Origin of the sequence: Sporosarcina sp. A2, from assembly GCF_050858885.1 — a bacterium.
Lineage (GTDB): Bacteria > Bacillota > Bacilli > Bacillales_A > Planococcaceae > Sporosarcina.
Map to the genome: position 1 here is coordinate 120,648 of NZ_CP193898.1, position 19,780 is coordinate 140,427.

General features: G+C 45.1%; 15 protein-coding genes. 14 read left to right on the forward strand and 1 reads right to left on the reverse strand.

Annotated features, from left to right (window positions below; all coding sequences use genetic code 11):
• Positions 1 to 131: 131 nt before the first annotated feature.
• The 5 genes from ACRPI0_RS00625 to ACRPI0_RS00645 all read left to right on the forward strand — a co-directional run bounded on the left by ACRPI0_RS00625 (position 132) and on the right by ACRPI0_RS00645 (position 9,169).
• The gene (locus ACRPI0_RS00625) at positions 132 to 596 is read left to right on the forward strand and encodes a transcriptional regulator (RefSeq protein ID WP_432354115.1); all 465 of its coding nucleotides are present in this window, start codon (positions 132 to 134) and stop codon (positions 594 to 596) included.
• A 476-nt stretch (positions 597 to 1,072) separates the two neighbouring features.
• The gene (locus ACRPI0_RS00630; protein WP_432354117.1) at positions 1,073 to 1,762 is read left to right on the forward strand and encodes a hypothetical protein; all 690 of its coding nucleotides are present in this window, start codon (positions 1,073 to 1,075) and stop codon (positions 1,760 to 1,762) included.
• Positions 1,762 to 3,045: an efflux RND transporter periplasmic adaptor subunit gene (locus ACRPI0_RS00635; RefSeq protein WP_432354118.1), complete on the forward strand. Its 1,284-nt coding sequence runs from the start codon at positions 1,762 to 1,764 to the stop codon at positions 3,043 to 3,045. Before ACRPI0_RS00630 ends, ACRPI0_RS00635 begins: the two co-directional genes overlap by 1 nt.
• Before the next feature lie 96 nt (positions 3,046 to 3,141).
• A complete protein-coding gene (locus ACRPI0_RS00640) occupies positions 3,142 to 3,825 on the forward strand; it encodes an exonuclease domain-containing protein (RefSeq protein WP_432354120.1) in 684 nt (227 codons plus the stop codon).
• A gap of 379 nt (positions 3,826 to 4,204) precedes the next feature.
• Positions 4,205 to 9,169, forward strand: coding sequence for a S8 family serine peptidase (locus ACRPI0_RS00645; protein ID WP_432354122.1), 4,965 nt, complete (start codon positions 4,205 to 4,207; stop codon positions 9,167 to 9,169).
• A gap of 48 nt (positions 9,170 to 9,217) precedes the next feature.
• Here ACRPI0_RS00645 and ACRPI0_RS00650 read toward each other — a convergent pair whose 3' ends face one another.
• Entirely contained in the window at positions 9,218 to 9,547 is a 330-nt protein-coding gene (locus ACRPI0_RS00650) for a hypothetical protein (RefSeq protein ID WP_432354124.1), read from the reverse strand.
• 248 nt (positions 9,548 to 9,795) lie between these two features.
• On the opposite strand from ACRPI0_RS00650, the gene ACRPI0_RS00655 reads away from it, so the two are divergent.
• The 9 genes from ACRPI0_RS00655 (at position 9,796) to ACRPI0_RS00695 (ending at position 19,637) form a co-directional block, all read left to right on the forward strand.
• On the forward strand, positions 9,796 to 10,893 hold the full coding sequence (locus ACRPI0_RS00655) for a helix-turn-helix domain-containing protein (RefSeq protein ID WP_432354126.1): 1,098 nt from the start codon (positions 9,796 to 9,798) through the stop codon (positions 10,891 to 10,893).
• Positions 10,893 to 11,120: a PLDc N-terminal domain-containing protein gene (locus ACRPI0_RS00660; RefSeq protein WP_432354128.1), complete on the forward strand. Its 228-nt coding sequence runs from the start codon at positions 10,893 to 10,895 to the stop codon at positions 11,118 to 11,120. The genes ACRPI0_RS00655 and ACRPI0_RS00660 overlap by 1 nt, the downstream gene beginning before the upstream one ends.
• Positions 11,104 to 12,000: an ABC transporter ATP-binding protein gene (locus ACRPI0_RS00665; RefSeq protein WP_432354129.1), complete on the forward strand. Its 897-nt coding sequence runs from the start codon at positions 11,104 to 11,106 to the stop codon at positions 11,998 to 12,000. The genes ACRPI0_RS00660 and ACRPI0_RS00665 overlap by 17 nt, the downstream gene beginning before the upstream one ends.
• Complete coding sequence (locus ACRPI0_RS00670) at positions 11,997 to 12,761, forward strand: ABC transporter permease (RefSeq protein ID WP_432354131.1); 765 nt, start codon at positions 11,997 to 11,999, stop codon at positions 12,759 to 12,761. The genes ACRPI0_RS00665 and ACRPI0_RS00670 overlap by 4 nt, the downstream gene beginning before the upstream one ends.
• A gap of 87 nt (positions 12,762 to 12,848) precedes the next feature.
• A complete protein-coding gene (locus ACRPI0_RS00675; protein ID WP_432354132.1) occupies positions 12,849 to 13,448 on the forward strand; it encodes a 3'-5' exonuclease in 600 nt (199 codons plus the stop codon).
• A 440-nt stretch (positions 13,449 to 13,888) separates the two neighbouring features.
• Positions 13,889 to 14,815, forward strand: coding sequence for a nuclease-related domain-containing protein (locus tag ACRPI0_RS00680; protein WP_432354134.1), 927 nt, complete (start codon positions 13,889 to 13,891; stop codon positions 14,813 to 14,815).
• 442 nt (positions 14,816 to 15,257) lie between these two features.
• Positions 15,258 to 15,605: a YhdT family protein gene (locus ACRPI0_RS00685; protein ID WP_432354136.1), complete on the forward strand. Its 348-nt coding sequence runs from the start codon at positions 15,258 to 15,260 to the stop codon at positions 15,603 to 15,605.
• Entirely contained in the window at positions 15,602 to 17,044 is a 1,443-nt protein-coding gene (panF, locus tag ACRPI0_RS00690) for a sodium/pantothenate symporter (protein WP_432354138.1), read from the forward strand. The genes ACRPI0_RS00685 and panF overlap by 4 nt, the downstream gene beginning before the upstream one ends.
• A gap of 373 nt (positions 17,045 to 17,417) precedes the next feature.
• Positions 17,418 to 19,637, forward strand: coding sequence for a 5'-nucleotidase C-terminal domain-containing protein (locus ACRPI0_RS00695; protein ID WP_432354139.1), 2,220 nt, complete (start codon positions 17,418 to 17,420; stop codon positions 19,635 to 19,637).
• Positions 19,638 to 19,780 lie beyond the last annotated feature (143 nt).

The following is a 19,780-nucleotide window of genomic DNA, read 5'->3' on the forward strand; positions in this document are numbered from 1 at the left end:
TGGAGTTCTTCGTATAACTCGGGAAGGATGCAACATATAGTTGAGAATAGCAGGCATTTATCATTCACAAAGTGGACTCAAATGTGATAGACTATTAATAATCGGAATATTCAAAAACGGAGGGGATTCAGATGCTATCAGTGAAACGAATGACTCCATTTTATACAAGTAAAGAAGATTTTCGTTTACGTCTAGTATTCGCCTACCAATACTTTTCGATACTAAAAGGCCAAGAAGTCTTTCAATTCGTTCCAATTGAAGGTAAAGAGATTGTCATCAATATGAAAAGCTTACAAGTCGAAAACTTAGGTGAAGTATTCGTCTTCCAGCGAGGCAGCCGGTTCATCCGATTACCGCTGTATCAATTGCTGCTGATTTCAGACCTACACTTGCACCTATCTACCGTATTAGAAGGCATCTTCCACTTAGCCCCGGAACTTACAGAGCCCCAAGCACGTGAAATCGAGCAACTGATTAGCGAACTCGAAATTGAGAACCGATTACGTATGATCGACTATGCACTTGAAATGAATAACAAACTACTGTTTACTGAACTGACGGAAGGAATGCACACGCCGAATGTACAAACTGAATAATGCCACGTAAAAAACACCTACTTCTTAATTTCCGGTAGGTGTTTTTATTTATATATAAATAGTTGTCCGAGGCTAGAGAGTTATGTAAATAGATATAATAGCGCTACGAATATCGTCGATCCTGCAAGTCCAAAAGCAACATCCTGCCAAGACATGTCAGCCATTTTTTGAGTTTGAATTTGCATGTTGTTTTCCATCATACTCCGCCCCTTTTGTCGATTTCCCGGGAAATAACGCTTATTTTCCGAGATGAATTGTCCGTGATGTAATGGAGTATAGTCAATTAAGTTTGTTATTATTCAATACCCACATATAAGTGAGTTGAAAACACAAATTCTAATTAAAGTCTATTGATTTATCTGTTATCTTCTATTCTTACATGAATTCTTTGCAAATCTTGTAGATTTTGCTAAAGTAGAGGGTAGGAAGTTATTATTTAAATCGGTTTCCATCTTTGATAAGAAAGGAATTATCCCATGTTTTTCAACTTTTCGTTTTGGCGCTATGTTACGAATCCTTCAAAACTCGCTATGGAGCACCAAAGTTCGGCAATGCGCGGATTCAACCTACGGATTGTGTTTCTTTTTCTTTCTGGGATCCTCCTCTTTGCATTACGCGATATATGGGGAATGACGACAGAGTCGCTTAGCCCGATGCTCGCGATTGCGACAGACGGTGAGTATACAATTGCGCGGTTTGTCTCACTGCTTGGCTCCATACTTTGGGCATGCCTCTACATAGCTTTCCACTTATTCTTCGTCTCTTACATTCTCGGATTATTGACATCAATCCCGGTTCGCCGGATTGTCCCTTTACAGTTACTAGTTACAGGTGTGCTTCTTATAGAAAAAGCACTCATTTTCCTTGTGTTTGTTGTGAAAGGAGAAGCGACCAACGTTTCGTTTCTTTCATTCGGTCCTTTATCCGCAACGTTTTCAGATACATGGTTCCTAATTATGTTCCTGAATCAGTTAACACTTGTCTCTGCACTCATCGTAAGCTTGCAGTTCAGTTTCATCCGTTCATACACAAAAACAATGAATTGGAAAAGTCTACTTGCGGTCTTAATCGGAGTGCAAATTGCATTTGCACTTTTAACTGCAGCGATGGGATACATTCCTTTTGAACGTATCTTCAATTATGTCGTGCAAGGAGGCGCATCGTAATGAATAAAATAACGAATGTAGCAATTGCAGTGGTCGTCAGTGTTTTTGTCGCCCTCAATCTGTACTTAATGTACTCAGAGAAAAGTGTCATACAGAAATTAGTCTATGTTAGTGAATACGAGCGTATGACTGCGAAGGAATACAAAGAAGTGTTACCTAAAGAAGGACTCGTGGCACCTGCTGAAACGTTCACAGTGTACACGAATGATACGAATGCAATCGATACGTGGCTCGTACGCGAAGGAGACACCGTATCGACAGGTGAAGAACTTGCTCGCCTGCAGACAGAACAAGCCGATGGCCAACGTGCCGTTTGGGAGTCTGAAAAAGAAGCATTGCTGACGCAGCAAAACACAATTCGTTCAACGATCACTGACCTCGAAACAGGAGACAAAACAAATAGCTCAAATTCATCTAAATCAGATCGTACGCAAGCCGATGATGATACGAAAGTAGAATTGAATGTCGATGTTCAAGTAGATGTCAACCAAACTGGATCTTACGCGCAAGCGGTCGCTGAAGCAAAACGTGATTTAGCAGATACGGAACGTCGGTTGAAAGTTGTCGAATCACAATTGGAACAAAATACTACAAGTCCTGCTCTTGTCAGTCCCACTGAAGGTGTTGTCGCACGCATTATGAACGAAAGCGACCAACCGAAAATCGTCATTTATAGTAACGAACAAGTTATTGAAACCTATGCAGAAGACGAAGAGTGGAGCCGACTTGCGATTAGTGATCCTGCAGTTCTTGATGTGAACGGTACTGAAGGAACTGTCGAAGGGGCTGTCGAATCGGTTGACAAAGTTCCAGCAGTGGAAAATGAATTTTTGGCTGCATACAAAGCACTTGCAGACAAAAAGGTTACAAATCCATTAGCGTATTACAAAGTTCATTTAAGTACGAATGGCGAAGTGATTCCAGCTCCTTTCGGAACACATGTGAATACGGTCATTACAACAAATACAGCTCAGAATGCAGCCGCTGTTCGTTCGAAATGGCTCACAAAAGTTGGTACAGAGGAAGCTTTCGCTTGGCGCCTCGATGAAAAAGGCTATGCAAAGACAACGAAACTTGCGACACAGTTCGAGCATCTCGATAGAACTGTTGTAACAGAAGGGCTTGCAAAGGGTGACGTTGTTGTTTACAACAAATCTATCCGAGACCAAGAGAGCGCACCAAGTGTGTTTTTCCCAATGCCAACGTATATGCCAGAAAAAGCCGAATGGAAAGCATTCGGCTGGAGAAACTATTTTAAAGTACTCTTATTGAAACAACCATAAAGGTAGTAAATAAGCTGTCCAGATTATGAGCGGGTACTGCTCACTGGACAGTTTTTTTATGCGTGAAATCTTTTTGAGGAATGTATGCATATTATTGTGAAAAACGGGAATATGAACTTCATAGCATTCATAGTAAGGGACGTGCAACTAATGGAAACACAACGAGATAGAGTCAACACCATGTTGAATCAGCAGCCAATGCAAAAAAATACTAGAGTCCGCAAACAGACTCGAAATAGTAACTATATAACAACTGAGGATTGTCATAAGGACTACATTTTATTAGATTTTGAAACGACTGGAATGCGTGCGGGAGCTGATAAAATCATTAGCGTTCTCGCGATAAGACATATCAATCATTCGGAACAAGATCACTTTGATACACTTGTAAATCCGAATCGACATATACCGATTGAAGTAACGCAGCGCACTGGTTTATCAAATGAAGCTATTGCTTCTTCGCCAACTATGGAAGAAGTCATTCAGCCGCTCCTTTCTTATATTGGAGATTTACCAATTGTCATTCACGACAGTTCGTTTGAAATGGGTTTCTTAGAATCGCTTCAAGACTTTTCAGAGGTTCATTTGCCTAAATTCACAGTAGTTGATACGACAAAATTAGCTAGGAAAGTAGCTAGTCAATTAGAGGACGTAGAAAAGATGAAACGCTTGGCCTTTTTACTGGGCACTAAGCAAAACTCAATGAGCGGATTAACCGATTGTCGTGCAACTGGCGATATTTATAAGTATTGCTGTAAGATTAGTGGAGAGGCCAACTAAATATTTTATATAAACACTTCGCATAAGTTGCGAAGTGTTTTTTTGGGGGGGGTTTTAAGTTTGCTTAAGTGATCGTGCATCCCTGTAATCCACTCAAGCGGGACGCACAAGTGGATAAGCCTCAAAAAAACCACCTCCTCCAAACGCACTATCTCCATAACACCCTCCATTTATCACGAAATCCGAAATACCCTCCACTTCCAACGGACTACTCCACAGGACTCAATCGAATGCCTATTGAACGATTTTTCTGGAAATGGTGTTAAATCGCATAAACCTTGTCCTAAAGCCGTTCTAAAATATTCTAATCTATGATATTGTCAATCTGTCACTTAACTTAGTTAAATCTGACAACAATCAGTTTAAGGGGGAAGAGGAATTGACCAATAAGAAATTCACGAAATTTCTAAGTACATTTCTAACACTCATCATGGTTCTTTCGCTTGTTTTGCCGTTTTCTGGCATTGCAAATGCAGCGCTGTTGAAACAGCCGTTCAAGCCGAATCAACAAGATGAAAGTGTGCTCCAGCAAAAGGCTGCGATTGCACAACAGACAAGCTTGCTGGAAGGGGATGCACGACTCCACAAGGATCTCCAAGATCTTACTGGTAGTCAGGAAGTTCCCGTTATCATTCATTTATCCGAAAAAGCGGTTGGTCTTGAACAAGGGATCAAGAAGCTAAACGGGAAGAAGATGACACAATCTGAAATCGCTAAAAAAAGATCGGAAATTAAAGCTCAACAAACCACAACACGAAAACAAATGACGGCTAACAACGTCAAATTCGACCAAGTTTACGCATACGATACAGTCCTCAACGGTCTCTCCGGTAAAGTGAAAGCGAATGACCTCAAGAAACTCCTAACAATTAGCGGCGTGAAATACGTCGAACCCGATACAACAGTCTATGCATCTGAAGGTCTTCAAAAAGTAGACCCGAAAGTAGATGCGAAAATGGACACAAGCATCCCATTCTTAGGTATTAACAAGCTTTGGGAAGAAGGAATTGAAGGACAAGGCGTCAAAGTTGCAGTACTCGATACTGGAATTGACTCTACACATCCGGATTTAAAAGCCGTTTATAAAGGCGGTAAAAATTTCGTTCCTCACGTAGGCAGTGATTATGCACGTCCGCGCGCAGATGACGATGGTTCTGAAACATCTCCACTTGATCGTCCAACTAACAAGCCAGAAGTGAACGCGAATGGAAGTACATTCAATACAACTCACGGAACGCACGTAGCTGGAACAATTGCAGCACAAGGGAATAACGAGTTTGGTATCAAAGGAATCGCACCAAAAGTTGACCTATACTCGTACCGCGTCCTTGGCGCATACGGAAGTGGTGCAACTTCAGGTATCATCAAAGCAATTGACACAGCAGTAATAGAGGGTATCAACGTTATCAACCTATCACTAGGTGGTGGCGCGAACTCTGAAACAGACGGTGGATCATTCGCCATCAACAACGCAATGCTAGCAGGAACGATTTCAGTCATTGCAACAGGAAACTCAGGCCCGAACCGTGGCACAATGGGTACTCCTGCGACAGCACGACTTGGAATCGCGGTTGGGAATACAACAAATCCTGAAACAAATTTCAAAGCGAACGTAAACGTTACTGCGGGCGACTTCACTTACAACGAAGTAAACGACCTGATGGCGACGACATTCGGTAAAGACGTAAAAACACAGCTATCTGGCAACTATGACCTCGTCGCAGTTCCAAGCGTTGGCGCTGAAAAAGACTACGCTGGACTTAATGTGACTGGCAAAATTGCGCTCGTCTCACGTGGCGAAATCGCGTTTGTCGACAAAGTCGCAGCAGCTAAGAAGCAAGGCGCAGTCGGAATCATCGTCCATAATTCAGCAGCTGGATCAGGCGCACCAGGAAAATCAAATGTATTCCTCGGAGATGCGTTTGAATTCATCCCAACATTTGATATGTCCTACACAGATGGAGAAGCACTACGTGCAGCACTCTCAACAGCACCAGGAACCATTTCGTTCGATCAATTCTCAAGCGTTAAAACAACAGGCGATGACGTCAACGATTCAAGTTCACGTGGTCCATCCACACCGAACTTTGACATTAAGCCAGACGTCGCGGCGCCTGGAAAGAATATCATGTCAACAATCCCAATGTACGGGAACGACTTCCCGGACGCAGATTATAGCGAAGCATACTCACGCAAAACAGGTACGTCCATGGCAACTCCACACATCGCGGGAATTGCAGCACTCGTGAAACAAGCGAACCCAACATGGAACGCTTTTGACGTGAAAGTAGCACTTTCTAACACAGCAACAATTCTTGACACTAAAAAGTATGACGTATTCGCTCAAGGCGCAGGACGCGTGGACGCTTACAAAGCAGCACACGTAGACGTTCTAGCTTACGCGATTGATACAGCTAATAACGACGGCACAGAAGTTGAAAACTTAAAGGGAACTGTTACATTCGGTCCTCAAAAGTTGGATAAAGATCTTTCTGTCACAAAGAAAATCAACGTGAAAGATTTGAAATCAGCGGGCGGTGACTATACCGTATCTGTTGACGTAACAAAAGGATTTGGAGACGCGAAACTAACAGTCGACAAACCTGAGTTCACATTGAACGGCGAACAGGAAATAAAAGTGACGTTAACTGCTTCAAAAGCAACAACAAAAGCTGGAGATGAAATTCTCGGCTACATCCACATCAAAGGCAACGGTAAAGATCTTTCATTACCATTTGCTGCTGATTTTGGAGGCGCAGCAGCAGTCGCGTTGAAAGATATGAAAATTTCGGAAACGGATCTTTCATTCGATGGTGATGGCGTTAAAGACGAAGCATTGCTCTCCTTCACAATTACAGGTGATGTAGGAGCAAACTATATTGAACTTTGGAATATCATGGATCCAACAGGCGGTAAATTCGAAGACGGGTACATTGGATATCTGCACGCTGGTACTGAACTAGCTGGAGGATCTTACACTCTTTCAATCAAGGGCGGCTATACGCCTTGGGGAGGAACTGGGGAAGCACAGATACCAGACGGCTTGTACACAATCGACTTCACAGCTGAACCAAAGTCTGGCAATCCGAAAACAATCTCTGATTACGTTGGACCCGTTGTCGTGAAATCGACATCAGGCACAATCGAAGGGGAAGTTGCAGACAGCAAGGCAACAGGTAAAGTCATCGACAAATATGTTGACTACCAAAAAGAGCTCGTGAAATACGGAATGGGCTACGACATCAACACGAAACTTTCTGCAACATACGAAGTCACAGCTGCAGGTGCAGTCGTTGATACAGGTAGCGTTAAATTGGAACAGGATGGCACATTCGCATTCAATCTTCCGACGTTTGATAAAACCCAAAACAACGTAACCGTGAAATATGCAGATGCTGCTGGCAACAAAGCAGAACAAGTCATCTACACAGCAGTCGATGAGCCCGTTGATACAGTTTCTGTTTCAGTGGATCAATCGAAACTCGACTTGAAAGCAGGCGAAACAGCTCAACTACTCATCACAGAAACAACGACGAAGCCAGACGGCACGTCAACAGAACGCGACGTAACAGCTGAAGCAACATTCGTTTCAAGCAACACAGCAGTTGCAACAGTTGCTACAGGTAAAGTCACTGCAATCGCTACAGGTACAGCAGATATCACAGTCACGTACAAAGACTTCTCACAAACAGTTCCTGTAACAGTTACAGCAGAACCAGTAAAAGAAGAAGTCAGCTACGCACTCAACAAAAAAGAGTTGGCGCTTGGAGTAGGACAGCAAGAGCAGCTTACAATCACGGAGACAACAGTAAAAGCGGACGGAACAGTCGTGAAAAAAGACGTAACGCCAACTGTAAACTTCAACGTAGTCGATAAGTCGATTGCTACGGCTCACAAAGGACTCGTAACTGCTCACAAAGCAGGAAAAACACAAGTCCGCGTTATGATTCCAGGACAAGATACACGTTTCGTTTATCTTGAAGTTAAAGATCTTCCGCAAGACGTCGTGACATATGCGGTAGATAAGAACACGCTTAAACTCGGTGTAGGTCAGCAAGAGCAACTTACTGTTACGAAGACGACCGTAAAGCCGGACGGCACAGTTGTTGAGAAAGATTTCACACCGTCAACAAACTTCAACGTAGTGAATAACAAAATCGCAACAGTTTCAAAAGGACTCGTTACTGCTCAGAAAGCAGGAAAAACACAAGTCCGCGTTATGATTCCTGGAGAAGACACGATCTTCGTTTACATTGAAGTTGTGACACCTCCACAAAACATCGTCACGTATTCGGTTGACCAAACCGACGTGAAGATGCAATTGAAGCAACAAAAGCAATTGAAAGTTACAGAAAAAACAGTAACTCCAGAAGGTAAAATCACTGAAAAAGACGTCACGGGCGCTAGCAAATTCAGTGTCGTGAACAACAAAATTGCAACGGTTAACAAAGGGTTGATCAGCGCACTCACACCAGGCAAAACGCAAGTGAAAGTCGATTTGCCAAACGGGGAAAACCTACTCGTCTACTTGACGGTCAAAGGGGAGCCGGCTCCAATCGTTACGTATTCGTTGGATAAAGACACGGTTTCCTTGAAAGCAGGGAACACAACTAGCGTCAAACTCGTCGAAACAACGACGAAAGCCGATGGAACGTCAACAACGAAAGACGTGACAACGGAAGCCGCATTCAAGTCAAACAATGCTAACGTTGCAACAGTATTCCAAGGTGAAATCACAACAATCGCTGCAGGAGACACTGAAATCAGCGTGACACTTCGCGACTTCACAACGACTATCAAAGTCCACGTGGAAGCCGCTGCACCGAAAGCAGTAGTGGTAACTGAAGATATGATTGCATCATTCATCGCAGACAAAAAAGCGAAACAAATCATCGTTGACGTACCTGCGGCTGTTGGCACGATCGACGTGGAATTTTCAAAAGCAGTATTGAAGCAAATCGAGAAGTCAGGCAAAGATCTTGTCCTAAAAGCAGGTAACGCAGTGTACACATTTGAAGCCGACGCAGTTGAAGAATTGCTTAGCCGCGCAGGCGACGCAGTCATCACACTTGGCACATCTTCATCCGCTGATGTGAAAAATGCAGTCACAGATGTCTACACAATCGAGTTTTCAAAAGGTACAGCAGCGGAGAAAACTGCTGTCAAAAAGTTTGATGAGGTAATCGCAGTCGCAATCCAATTGGATGAAGAGACGGCGAAACAGTTGAAGAAAGCAGAAGCACTCAACGTGAGCACAAACAAATCATCAAAAGCCAAAGTGAAAAAGAACGAAGCGCAGTTTGATATCGAAGCTGCTGGAAGCTACGTGATCGTACAGAAATAATGTGAAAAGGCTGCCCTCCCTTCGGGCAGTCTTTTTGTATGCGCTCGATTATGCCATGCAATCGCTCGATACCGCTGCCGAACCGCTCCATTCCAGCGGTAGCATATCCATTCCAATCCACTTCCAAGCTTGCGACCCATCTATCTTTCCCCATTTCAAAACCAAGCCTGATTGTTGTGCTCCGCTTCGCTGCGCATTTAGGGATGAAAGAATGAGAGAATATGGGCTTTGGCTGCCCGCTAGCACCGGCGTTGAACTCGCCCGATTTCCCAAGCAACCCGCCCGTTCTGGCAATGAACCCGCCCGATCTGGCAATGGACCCGCCCGATTTCCCGAGCAACCCGCCCGATCTGGCAATGGACCCGCCCGATTTCCCAAGCAACCCGCCCGATCTGGCAATGGACCCGCCCGATTTCCCGAGCAACCCGCCCGATTTGGCAATGGACCCGCCCGATTTCCCGAGCAACCCGCCCGCTCTGGCTATGAACCCGCCCGTTCACTACAGTGAACACATCCACTCTCAAGCAAACAAAGTTGACCCATCACTCCAAATATCAACCAAGAGGAGATTGAATCTCCCACCAATTAACATATACTAAAGAGAGAACATAAAAGGGGGAGACACCATGCTCGGAATCGGCTCCATTATACTTCGTGAACGTCAGCGGATGAACATCACGCAAGAGACACTCGCCGTGCATTGCCTAGTCACAAAAGCATCCGTCTCTAAGTGGGAGAAAGGACAAAGTCATCCAGATATCACATTACTCCCGAAACTTGCGGCCTACTTTGATATCACGGTCGATGAACTGCTCCACTACGAACAAGAGGTTTCCAAGCAAACAATCCAAGAACTCTACAATGACTTCTCGCAGAAGTTCGGGAAAGAACCATTTCCAGGAGTGTTCGAGGAAGTCGAAAACCAAGTGAAAACGTACTATCACCATCCTTCACTGCTCCTGCAAATGAGTATTCTTATGCTTAACTATTATCACCTTGCAGAAGACATCGTGAGTATCTTGGACAAAATCACCCAATGGCTCGAGCGGATTCGCCTGATCAGCAACGACGTCTGGGTGCTTAGACAAGTGAACTCCTTGCAAGCAAACGTTGCACTCATGCAAGCAAATCCACAAAAAACACTTGAACTCCTAGATGGCGTCATCCAGCCAAGCATCGGAGACGAAGTGGTGCTCGCAACTGCCCATGAACAAGTCGGAAACACCGAAGAAGCAACGCGTGTGATTCAAGTGATGATGTACCAAAGCATTCTCCAAATTGTTGGCAGCAGTCCGATTTATCTGAGGCTCACAGCGTCCGAACACGCTTCTTTCAATGAAACCATTCGGAGAATCGACGGATTGATAGACCTATACGAACTCAAAAATCTTCATCCGAATATGTGTATTCAATTTTATGTAAGCGCCGCACAAACAGCTGCAGCTGAGAAAAATCGTGACATGCTTTATAAGTACCTCACGAAGTATGTCGATGTTTGCATTCACAATCTATGGCCGATTGAACTCCGTGGAGATGCCTATTTCAATCGATTGGAAGGCTGGTTGGAGCAATTAGATCTAGGGAAAAACGCGCTGCGCAACGATGGAATTATTAAACGATCGATTCTTGAGATCATGGACGCACCATTTTTTGAACCCTATCAAGAAGATGAAGAAATGCGCACGTTAAAAAAGAAATTAAAATGGGGATTGGAGGATAAATAATGAACACAGATTTAAACCTGCTCATGGAATATTTACCGTTCATAATACCGCTTGTCCTGCTCCAATTCGGACTCGCTATTTTTTCAGTCATTCACGTCATTCGCCACCCGCATTACCGGTTCGGCAACCAAGTCATGTGGCTGCTAATTGTTCTTTTTATTCAATTCATCGGGCCGCTTATTTACTTTATCGCAGGAAGGGGGGACGAAGATGGTCGTGTCCATTAACAACGTCACCAAGCGTTTTGGCGCAAAAGAAGTTCTCAAAAACGTCAATCTCACCATACCAGAGCACTCCATATTCGGCTTCGTAGGAGCTAACGGTGCCGGCAAAACGACACTCATGAAATGCATGCTAGGGTTAGTGCCAGTTACATCTGGCACCATCACCATCGCAGGTGAAACCGTCACATTCGGACAAACAAATACGAACGCTCATATCGGCTATTTGCCAGACGTCCCTGAATTTTATCCGTATTACACTGCACACGAATACTTGCAGTTATGCGCCGTCATTACAAATATGCCGAAATCAGAGCGCAAGCCACGCATTGCACAATTACTCGAACTTGTAGGATTAACCCAAACCAAATCCCCCATCCGAACGTACTCAAGGGGCATGAAACAGCGACTCGGCATTGCGCAAGCACTCCTGAACCGTCCTAAACTGCTGATTTGCGATGAACCCACGTCCGCTCTCGACCCAGTCGGACGCGCGCAGATTTTATCCATTTTACAATCCGCTAAATCAGAGACAACCGTATTCTTCTCAACGCATATCCTCTCTGACGCTGAACAAATCTGTGACCGTGTCGCGATGCTTCACGAAGGAACCATCATCTTTGAGGATGATCTCACCGTACTCCAGCAACAAGTGGACCATCAATTTGTTTTCACATTTACGGTAACGGCTGAGCAGGCGCTTTCGCAACTCAAGGAAACTGAAACCCCTAGTTATATAGAAGAAAATGCACTCATCGTACAGTTATCGAGCGACAACGAACACTTACAATTCATGCGCGAGCTCACAGATCGCAACCTCGTCATTCAATCGATGTACCCCCACACAAAACCGCTCGAACAAGTCGTTTTGGAGGTGCTGAAATGAGTCCATGGTTCGGTTTTCTCAAGAAAGAGTGGACGGAAAGCGTAAAGTCCTACAAGCTGCTGCTCACCATCTTAATTTTTTCAGTACTCGGCATTTTAAATCCATTCACAGCAAAAATCACGCCGGCAATCATGGGAAACTTTATGCCTGAAGGCACGATCCTGAACCTGCCTGAACCAACTGCACTCGACTCGTGGCTGCAATTCTACAAAAACTTTCCGCAAATGGGACTGTTCATCTTTATTCTTTTGTTCAGCACGATGATGTCAAAAGAACTGGAAAATGGAACACTCGTTATCTTGCTTACAAAAGGGCTGCGCCGGAGCACGGTCATCACCGCTAAATTTGCGATGGGCTTTTCCTATTGGACGCTCGCATTCTTGCTGACATTCATCGTCACATACAGCTACACAGCTTTTTATTGGGATCAAAGCATCGTCCAGCATGTGTTCCTCGCAGCGGGCTGCGTCTATGTATTAGGGCTACTCCTATTCACAATCACCCTCTGGGGCAACACTTATTTCGCATCCGCGTATGGCGGTCTTTTAGTGACAGTGATAGCTGTCATCATATTGTTCATCATTGCGATTTTTCCGGAAACTCAGATTTGGAATCCATTACAATTGTTGACGTCACCTCCGCAAATGCTGACAGGGGAAGTGGCATTGAAAGAAATGCGAACACCATTTATCGTCGCTATTGGTGCGATACTCGCCTTTCTAATAGGAGCCATTCTTCATTTTAATAAAAAACTGCTGTAACACTTCTGCTATTCAAACATGGAGTCTGTTTTGTGCGGTCGTTCCGGGGTATACTAGCCGTAATAGGTTCGTAGAGGGGGCAATCGTATGGATATCCACGAAAAAGCGATTCGACTGCTGCAAGAAAAGGCCGAGCAGCCAAATCGTTCACGCAAAACAACTGCACAAAAATATAAAAAAAGTACAAAACCCGTAACAGATTACGTCGTGCTCGACTTTGAAACGACAGGATTAAGGGCAGGCGCAGATAAAATCATTCAAATCGGTGCAATCCGCTACTTCGATCACTGGAAAGATGAAGAAATGGACGCCCTTATCAATCCGCAGCGCTACATTTCACCGACCATCACCCGCATAACGGGCATCTCCAACGAAATGGTAGAAGAAGCACCAACGATAGAAGAAAAAATAGCTGAGCTGATTGAATTCATTGGAGAACTGCCAATCATCGCGCACAACGCAGCCTTCGACATGGGCTTTCTGTACGCCCTCGAAGGCGTAAATGGCGTCTCCATCCCGGAATACACCGTCATCGACACCGTTAAAATCGCACGTCAAAAAATCAAAGACACACCCAATCACAAACTCACGACACTTACTCAATACTTGCAACTCGAACACGACGCCCACAACGCAATCGGCGACTGCCTCGCAACCGCCGCCATCTACCAATACTGCACCAAATAAAAACCCTGCCAATGCAGGTTTTTTTTGTACCGACAGATTGCCAAGCGATTCATTCCGTGAGCTAACCGCCCGTTTACAATGAGCTAACCGCCCGTTTACAATGAGAACCCGCCCGTTTTTACAAGTTACTCGATCATTTCACCGCTCAACCCGCCCGTTTCCTCTGCCGATGTAATCTAACGAATGCCTATTCCAATCAATCTCGTGACTAATTAGCACTACCACGCACGTAAACCAAGATTGAATGGTGTGCACCGCTACGCATCGCATTTTTGCAATTACTACTTTAACTAGATGACCGTAAAAATCGCACAGTGAATTGTGTCGGAAACCCAATAATTCGGCTTTGCGACAATCTATATCTATCTTTTTAAGGACAGGCTACACTAAAGAAAAAAGAGGTGAAGTTGTTGCTTTATAAACAAAGATCAACGCCTAACATGCTAAAAGCATTGCAAGCACTTGAAAAACGAATGCCCCGATCACATGAAAAGTATAGCTATATTCAAAATGAAACTTATAGATCACGTGCGGGATATGCAGGTGAGTTGGAATACGATCGTTATATGAAAGAGGTACGTACTGATTATCCCCACGCAATTCTTCATGATCTATACCTACAATACGAGGGAGTCTACTTCCAAATAGACTCGTTGTTCATCACACCTGATGCGGTCATCATCTCAGAAGTCAAAAACTTAGCAGATAAAATTATAATTACAGCCAACCCTACACAATTTGTCAAACAGTCCATCGACGGAAAGCGTAAGGTTTTTCACAGTCCTATAATAGAGGTAGAACGGAAGATTCACTTCCTAGAAAAGTGGTTGAGGCACAGGGGAATGCAACTTGAAGTGAGGGGAATCATTGTATTTTCACACATCAATGAAATGAGCATTGAGGCTCAACCTAGCCTACCAATAATGACAACTTATGAAGCTCCCGCATACTTTCGTTCGCTTATTCCAAGTGAAAGACGGTTGGATAAAAAGGCAATTATGAAATTAGCCCGTAACTTAACTGCAGCGCATCGGGACTATATCCCGATTGCTCTATTAACCCGCTACCGTATGGAAAAATATGAAATTCGTGGCGGAGTATTTTGCGTAAACTGCGAGAGTCCGGCAGTGATGGAGTGGCGAAACTTGCGCTGGGAATGTCAGGCATGTGGCACCCGTGATCTGCATAGCCATGAAACCGCAATCGAAGAATGGTTCATGTTGATGCCAGAGCCCCTCACAAATCGAGCTTTTTGCGAATTTACTGGACTGACTAGTCGGCATACCGCAAAAAGGATGTTAGTACGGTCGAACATTCAGAAGCGGGGAAGTGGTAGGGGTGTGAACTATAGCTTGTTGTCTAAATGAAACAACGCTTCGCTATGCGAGGCTTCTTTGCATGGAGGTAGACAAGGATACCATCCTATGTGGACATACCAATCATTACCTTCCGCGGAATCCAATTAGATATCCGTGCCAAGCAGTCTCGCGACCGACTAGTATTTCCACGCACCTAAACCAAGATTGATTGGTGTGCACCGCTTCGCGTTGCATTTTTATGAAGCTCAAGAGGCATGAACTCCTCTTGAGGTAGGAGTTATCCGTTCATTCCAATAGCCAACCCGCCCGATTACATCAAATACCCGCCCGTTTCAGGCGGCAACCCTCCCATTTCCACGAGATACCCGCCCGATTAGAGCGCATACCCGCCCGATTAGTCAATACCAAACACACAATTCCCTCTACCAACCACCCACAAAATAGGATATACTCAACAAAAACACAGCACACGCCAATAGGAGGCACCGCCATGCGACCAGAAACACCCTGCTCACCACAGCCTAATCAGTCCAAACAAGACCCGCGCTTCAAAACTGCGCATAAAGAAGCATGGATCGGCGTCGCACTCGCCATCTTTAACTTCATCTGGTGGTTCGGATTCGCCTATGGACTCGGCGGCCGTCCTGTCGAAGAATACACATACATATTCGGCCTACCTGACTGGTTCTTCTGGAGCTGCGTCGTCGGTTTCATACTCATGTCCATCATCACCGTCATCCTAGCGAAATTCGTCCTCACCGACATGCCGCTCGACGACGATCCAACCTATCATCCAGATCCACCTAACTTTCACGACCAGAAAGGACCGAACTCATGAATATCGGCGTACTCATCCCGCTCATTATTTTCTTAATCGCAATCTTCGCCATCGGATTCATCGCCTCCAAACAAATGGGAAATGGCGGCAGCTTCCTGCAAGACTATTTCCTTGGCGGCCGTGAACTCGGCGGCTTCGTACTTGCGATGACCATGGTTGCTACATACGGAAGCGCATCCAGCTTCCTTGGCGGTCCCGGAACTGCATACACTGTCGGTTTCGGTTGGGCACTTCTTGCCATGACCCAAGTCGTCACTGGCTACTTCGTCCTACTCATACTCGGGAAAAAGTTCGCCATCTTGAGCCGTCGCTATGACGCCATCACGATGATCGACTTCCTGAAAGCGCGCTACAATAGCCCAGCCGTCGCAATTCTCTCAGCCATCGCCATCATCGTCTTCCTGTTTTCTGCGATGACTGCGCAATGGGTAGGGGGCGGGCGTCTCATCGAATCACTCACTGGCCTTAGCTACACATCGGCGCTCTTCATCTTTGCGATCAGCGTCCTCGTCTACGTCACAATCGGCGGATTCCGCGCCGTCGCGCTCACCGACGCTGTTCAAGGCGCCATCATGGTCATCGGCACGCTCATCTTGCTCATCGGAGTCATCATCGCAGGTGGCGGAATTCCAGCTATTATGCAAGATTTGTTGAATGAAAACCCGCGCCTCGTGACGCCATTCGGAGCAGACGGCAGCTTAACCACAGCATACGTTTCAAGCTTCTGGATCCTAGTCGGAGTTGGAGTGGTCGGACTTCCACAAATGGTCATCCGCACAATGAGCTACAAAAGCTCCCGTGCCATGCACCGCGCACTCGCTATCGGTACCATCGTCACAGGATTCATCATGCTCAATATGCACTTAATTGGCATCTTCGCGCGCCCAGTCATGCCGGGAATCGAAGTGGGAGACAAAGTCATCCCACTCATCGCGCTTGAAGTCTTGCCGCCTTGGCTCGCTGGCATCGTCCTTGCAGCACCAATGGCCGCGATCATGTCCACAGTCGACTCGCTCTTGCTGCTCGTCAGCTCAGCAATCGTCAAAGACGTCTACTTGAACTTCATCAAACCAGACGCACCTGAAAAAAGAGTCAAACAGCTCAGCTTCGGCATCACAGGCGTACTCGGAATCATCGTATTCCTACTCGCCCTACAGCCACCTGATCTGCTAATCTTCCTAAACCTATTCGCATTCGGCGGACTAGAAGCCGCCTTCATCTGGCCAATCGTCCTCGGACTCTACTGGAAACACGGCAACAAATATGGCGCGCTCCTATCAATGTTCACCGGAATAGGCAGCTACATAGCCATTCACTTCTACAACCAGGCATACGGCAACCTACTGGGCGTCCACACCGTCACCATCCCAGTACTCCTATCCCTACTCGCATACATTGTCGGAAGCCTAGCCGTAAAACGCGAACCCTTCCGTTTCTAACCAATTCCCCTTAAGGTCTACTCATAGCCCTAAGGGGAGTTTTTGTCTTTCGAATTTTAATCAAATCCTCCACCTCACGAGAACCCTACTTCATTTCCTTCCTCGAATCATGACCTTTGTCCTAGTAACCTACGTGGAACGTAGCGTAGTGCGGCGACTCCGTAGCGGTCAGCGCAGATTGAAGACCTCGCATGGAGCGTAGAGAACCGAGGAGGCTGAAATCAAGCCCCTTGGAAAGCATCCGCACGAAGCGCAGTTAGACACCGTCCACCCCCATTTATTCAAACAAATCAAAATACAACTAGTCGGAACACTATGAAACTGCTATGATGGACATGCATGTCCAAACTATCATACTAGGGGGCACAACCGAATGACTAAAAAGACTAGATTCATGGCAACAGCTATCACTGCGACTGCCGTCGCAACTGCACTGGCAGTACCAACTGCATCAGCCGACTCCTCTAAATTCACAGATGTTTCCGCGAACTATCAAGACGCGGTCAACTTTCTTTGGGCAAATGATATTACAAAAGGAATTACTTCCACTACATTTGATACAACTTCAGCAGTAAAGCGTGCAGACGCAGCCGTATTCATCGCCAAAACTATGGGACTCGAACCTGGAGGCACTTACAAAGACGCCGGCTTCACTGACGTACCCCGGAATGCAAAATGGGCAGTTGACGCTCTAACAGAGAAAAAAGTGATAAATGGTAAGACAAGCAAACTATTCGGATCGAACGAAAACTTAACACGTAACGAAGCAGCTGCAATGCTTGTCAAAGCAGCAAAACTTGAAGTAGATAACTCTATCAAGAAAACCAATTTCAAAGATGTGAACGGAAACTTCGCACCATACGTACAAGCACTCGTTAAAGAAAAAATCGCAAGTGGAAAAGGTAACCAAATGTTTGGTGCAACAATGCCAGTGACACGAGGCGAACTAGCACTATTCTTAAACAGAAGTAACTCACATTTCGGTTACTTCGATTTAATGGTTATGCACATGAACGACCATCACGCATACTTAGATCCATTCCCGTATGTAGCGACAGTTGTCAATGAACTACGTGCAACTAACGAAAATAACCTACTTCTTCATGGTGGAGACGTCTTCTCGGGAGATCTCTACTGGAACAAATACAAAGGTAAAGCTGATACCGTGATGATGAACTATCTCGGATTCGACGCAGTTACATTCGGTAACCACGAATTTGATGAAGGTGGATCTCACGACGCAATGCGTAACTACGTTAAAGGGGCTTCATTCCCAGTACTTGGTGCAAACATAGACCTATCTGGAGAACCTGAACTTGCGGCACTTCAGACACGAGGCATCGTTGAAAACGCTAAAGGTGGAGGTGTATACGACGGAACAATCGTTGACGTAAACGGTGTGAAAGTAGGACTCTTCGGACTAACAACAGAAGAAACAATCGATATTGCATCACCGAACAAAGTGAAACTTGAAAACTACATCGACCGTGCGAAAGCGACAGTTGCTGCTTTTGAAGCAAAAGGAGTCAACAAAATCATCGCATTGACACATATCGGAGTTCACGAATCATCTGTTTATGGTAGTGACCAATCCCTCGCAAAAGCAGTACCGGGTATCGACGTTATCGTTGGAGGACATAGTCATACTGAGTTAAAAGAGCCAATTGCAATTGAAAACAATGCAGGCGGTACAACACTCATCGTTCAGACAGGGGAGTATGCGAATAACCTTGGTACGCTTGATGTGAAATTTAATCCTAGAGGTGAGATGTACTGGAATCACGGAGAACTAATCAAGATTGACAAAGAAAAAATTAAGCCAGATAAGAAAGCAGCAGGTATTCTAGCTCCATTCACACTTGGAGTAGAAGAGTTAAAGAAAGAGTCAATTGGCGTGGAATCCGAAGTAGTACTTGATGCGAAGCGTGATTCGAGCAACGTAGGGATTTCGAGTATTCGTCACAACGAAACGAACCTAGGAAACGTCATTGCGGATGCAATGCTCTGGAAAGCAAAAACGTTGCCAGCTCTTCAAGGTAAGACTGTCATATCGATGCAGAACGGCGGAGGAATCCGTACTTCTGTTGAGGAAGGAACAATTACAGTGGGAGAAGTTGTAAAAGTATTACCATTCGGTAACCCACTTGCCATTGTAGAAGCACCAGGAAGAGACATTAAACGTGCACTCGAAAACAGCGTGAAGTCAGATGCGATTGAAGGTGGAAAAGGTCTTCAGGAGTATGGCGGGTTCTTACATGTTGGTGGATTGAAGTTCACATTTGATAGTACGAAAAAAGCAGGAGAACGTGTCCAAGAAATTATGGTTCTTGAAGACGACAAATATGTAGCGTTGGATGAAGCGAAAACGTATTACATTGCGACTAACTCATTCACAGCTCGAGGTGGAGATGGATACGACGTATTTAAAGAAGCCTCTACAGCTGGACGCGTAACAGACCCTGGCTTCTCAGACACACAAAATATGATTGAATATTTACAGCACATGGGGGAAAAGATTAACCCTCAAGTAGAAGGTCGCATCATTGACCTATCTCTGGACGTTCAACAGAACGGATTTAAACTAACAAAATAAATGCTAATCATACTGCTGTTCTTGCCGATACGTACAGGGACAGCAGTTTTCCCTTTTTACCAGGTTTATAAACTGGTGAACTGTCGAAAAAGGTTAAATTAGTACATAAGCAACATATAAAACTGGTAAATTTAGTGGTAGAC

Bases quoted from the DNA above. Each gene is read 5' to 3' on its own strand.
- ACRPI0_RS00625 (WP_432354115.1), top strand. From the start codon at position 132: ATGCTATCAGTGAAACGAATGACTCCATTTTATACAAGTAAAGAAGAT.
- ACRPI0_RS00630 (WP_432354117.1), top strand. From the start codon at position 1,073: ATGTTTTTCAACTTTTCGTTTTGGCGCTATGTTACGAATCCTTCAAAA.
- ACRPI0_RS00635 (WP_432354118.1), top strand. From the start codon at position 1,762: ATGAATAAAATAACGAATGTAGCAATTGCAGTGGTCGTCAGTGTTTTT.
- ACRPI0_RS00655 (WP_432354126.1), top strand. From the start codon at position 9,796: ATGCTCGGAATCGGCTCCATTATACTTCGTGAACGTCAGCGGATGAAC.
- ACRPI0_RS00660 (WP_432354128.1), top strand. From the start codon at position 10,893: ATGAACACAGATTTAAACCTGCTCATGGAATATTTACCGTTCATAATA.
- ACRPI0_RS00665 (WP_432354129.1), top strand. From the start codon at position 11,104: ATGGTCGTGTCCATTAACAACGTCACCAAGCGTTTTGGCGCAAAAGAA.
- ACRPI0_RS00670 (WP_432354131.1), top strand. From the start codon at position 11,997: ATGAGTCCATGGTTCGGTTTTCTCAAGAAAGAGTGGACGGAAAGCGTA.
- ACRPI0_RS00675 (WP_432354132.1), top strand. From the start codon at position 12,849: ATGGATATCCACGAAAAAGCGATTCGACTGCTGCAAGAAAAGGCCGAG.
- ACRPI0_RS00680 (WP_432354134.1), top strand. From the start codon at position 13,889: ATGCTAAAAGCATTGCAAGCACTTGAAAAACGAATGCCCCGATCACAT.
- ACRPI0_RS00685 (WP_432354136.1), top strand. From the start codon at position 15,258: ATGCGACCAGAAACACCCTGCTCACCACAGCCTAATCAGTCCAAACAA.
- panF (WP_432354138.1), top strand. From the start codon at position 15,602: ATGAATATCGGCGTACTCATCCCGCTCATTATTTTCTTAATCGCAATC.
- ACRPI0_RS00695 (WP_432354139.1), top strand. From the start codon at position 17,418: ATGACTAAAAAGACTAGATTCATGGCAACAGCTATCACTGCGACTGCC.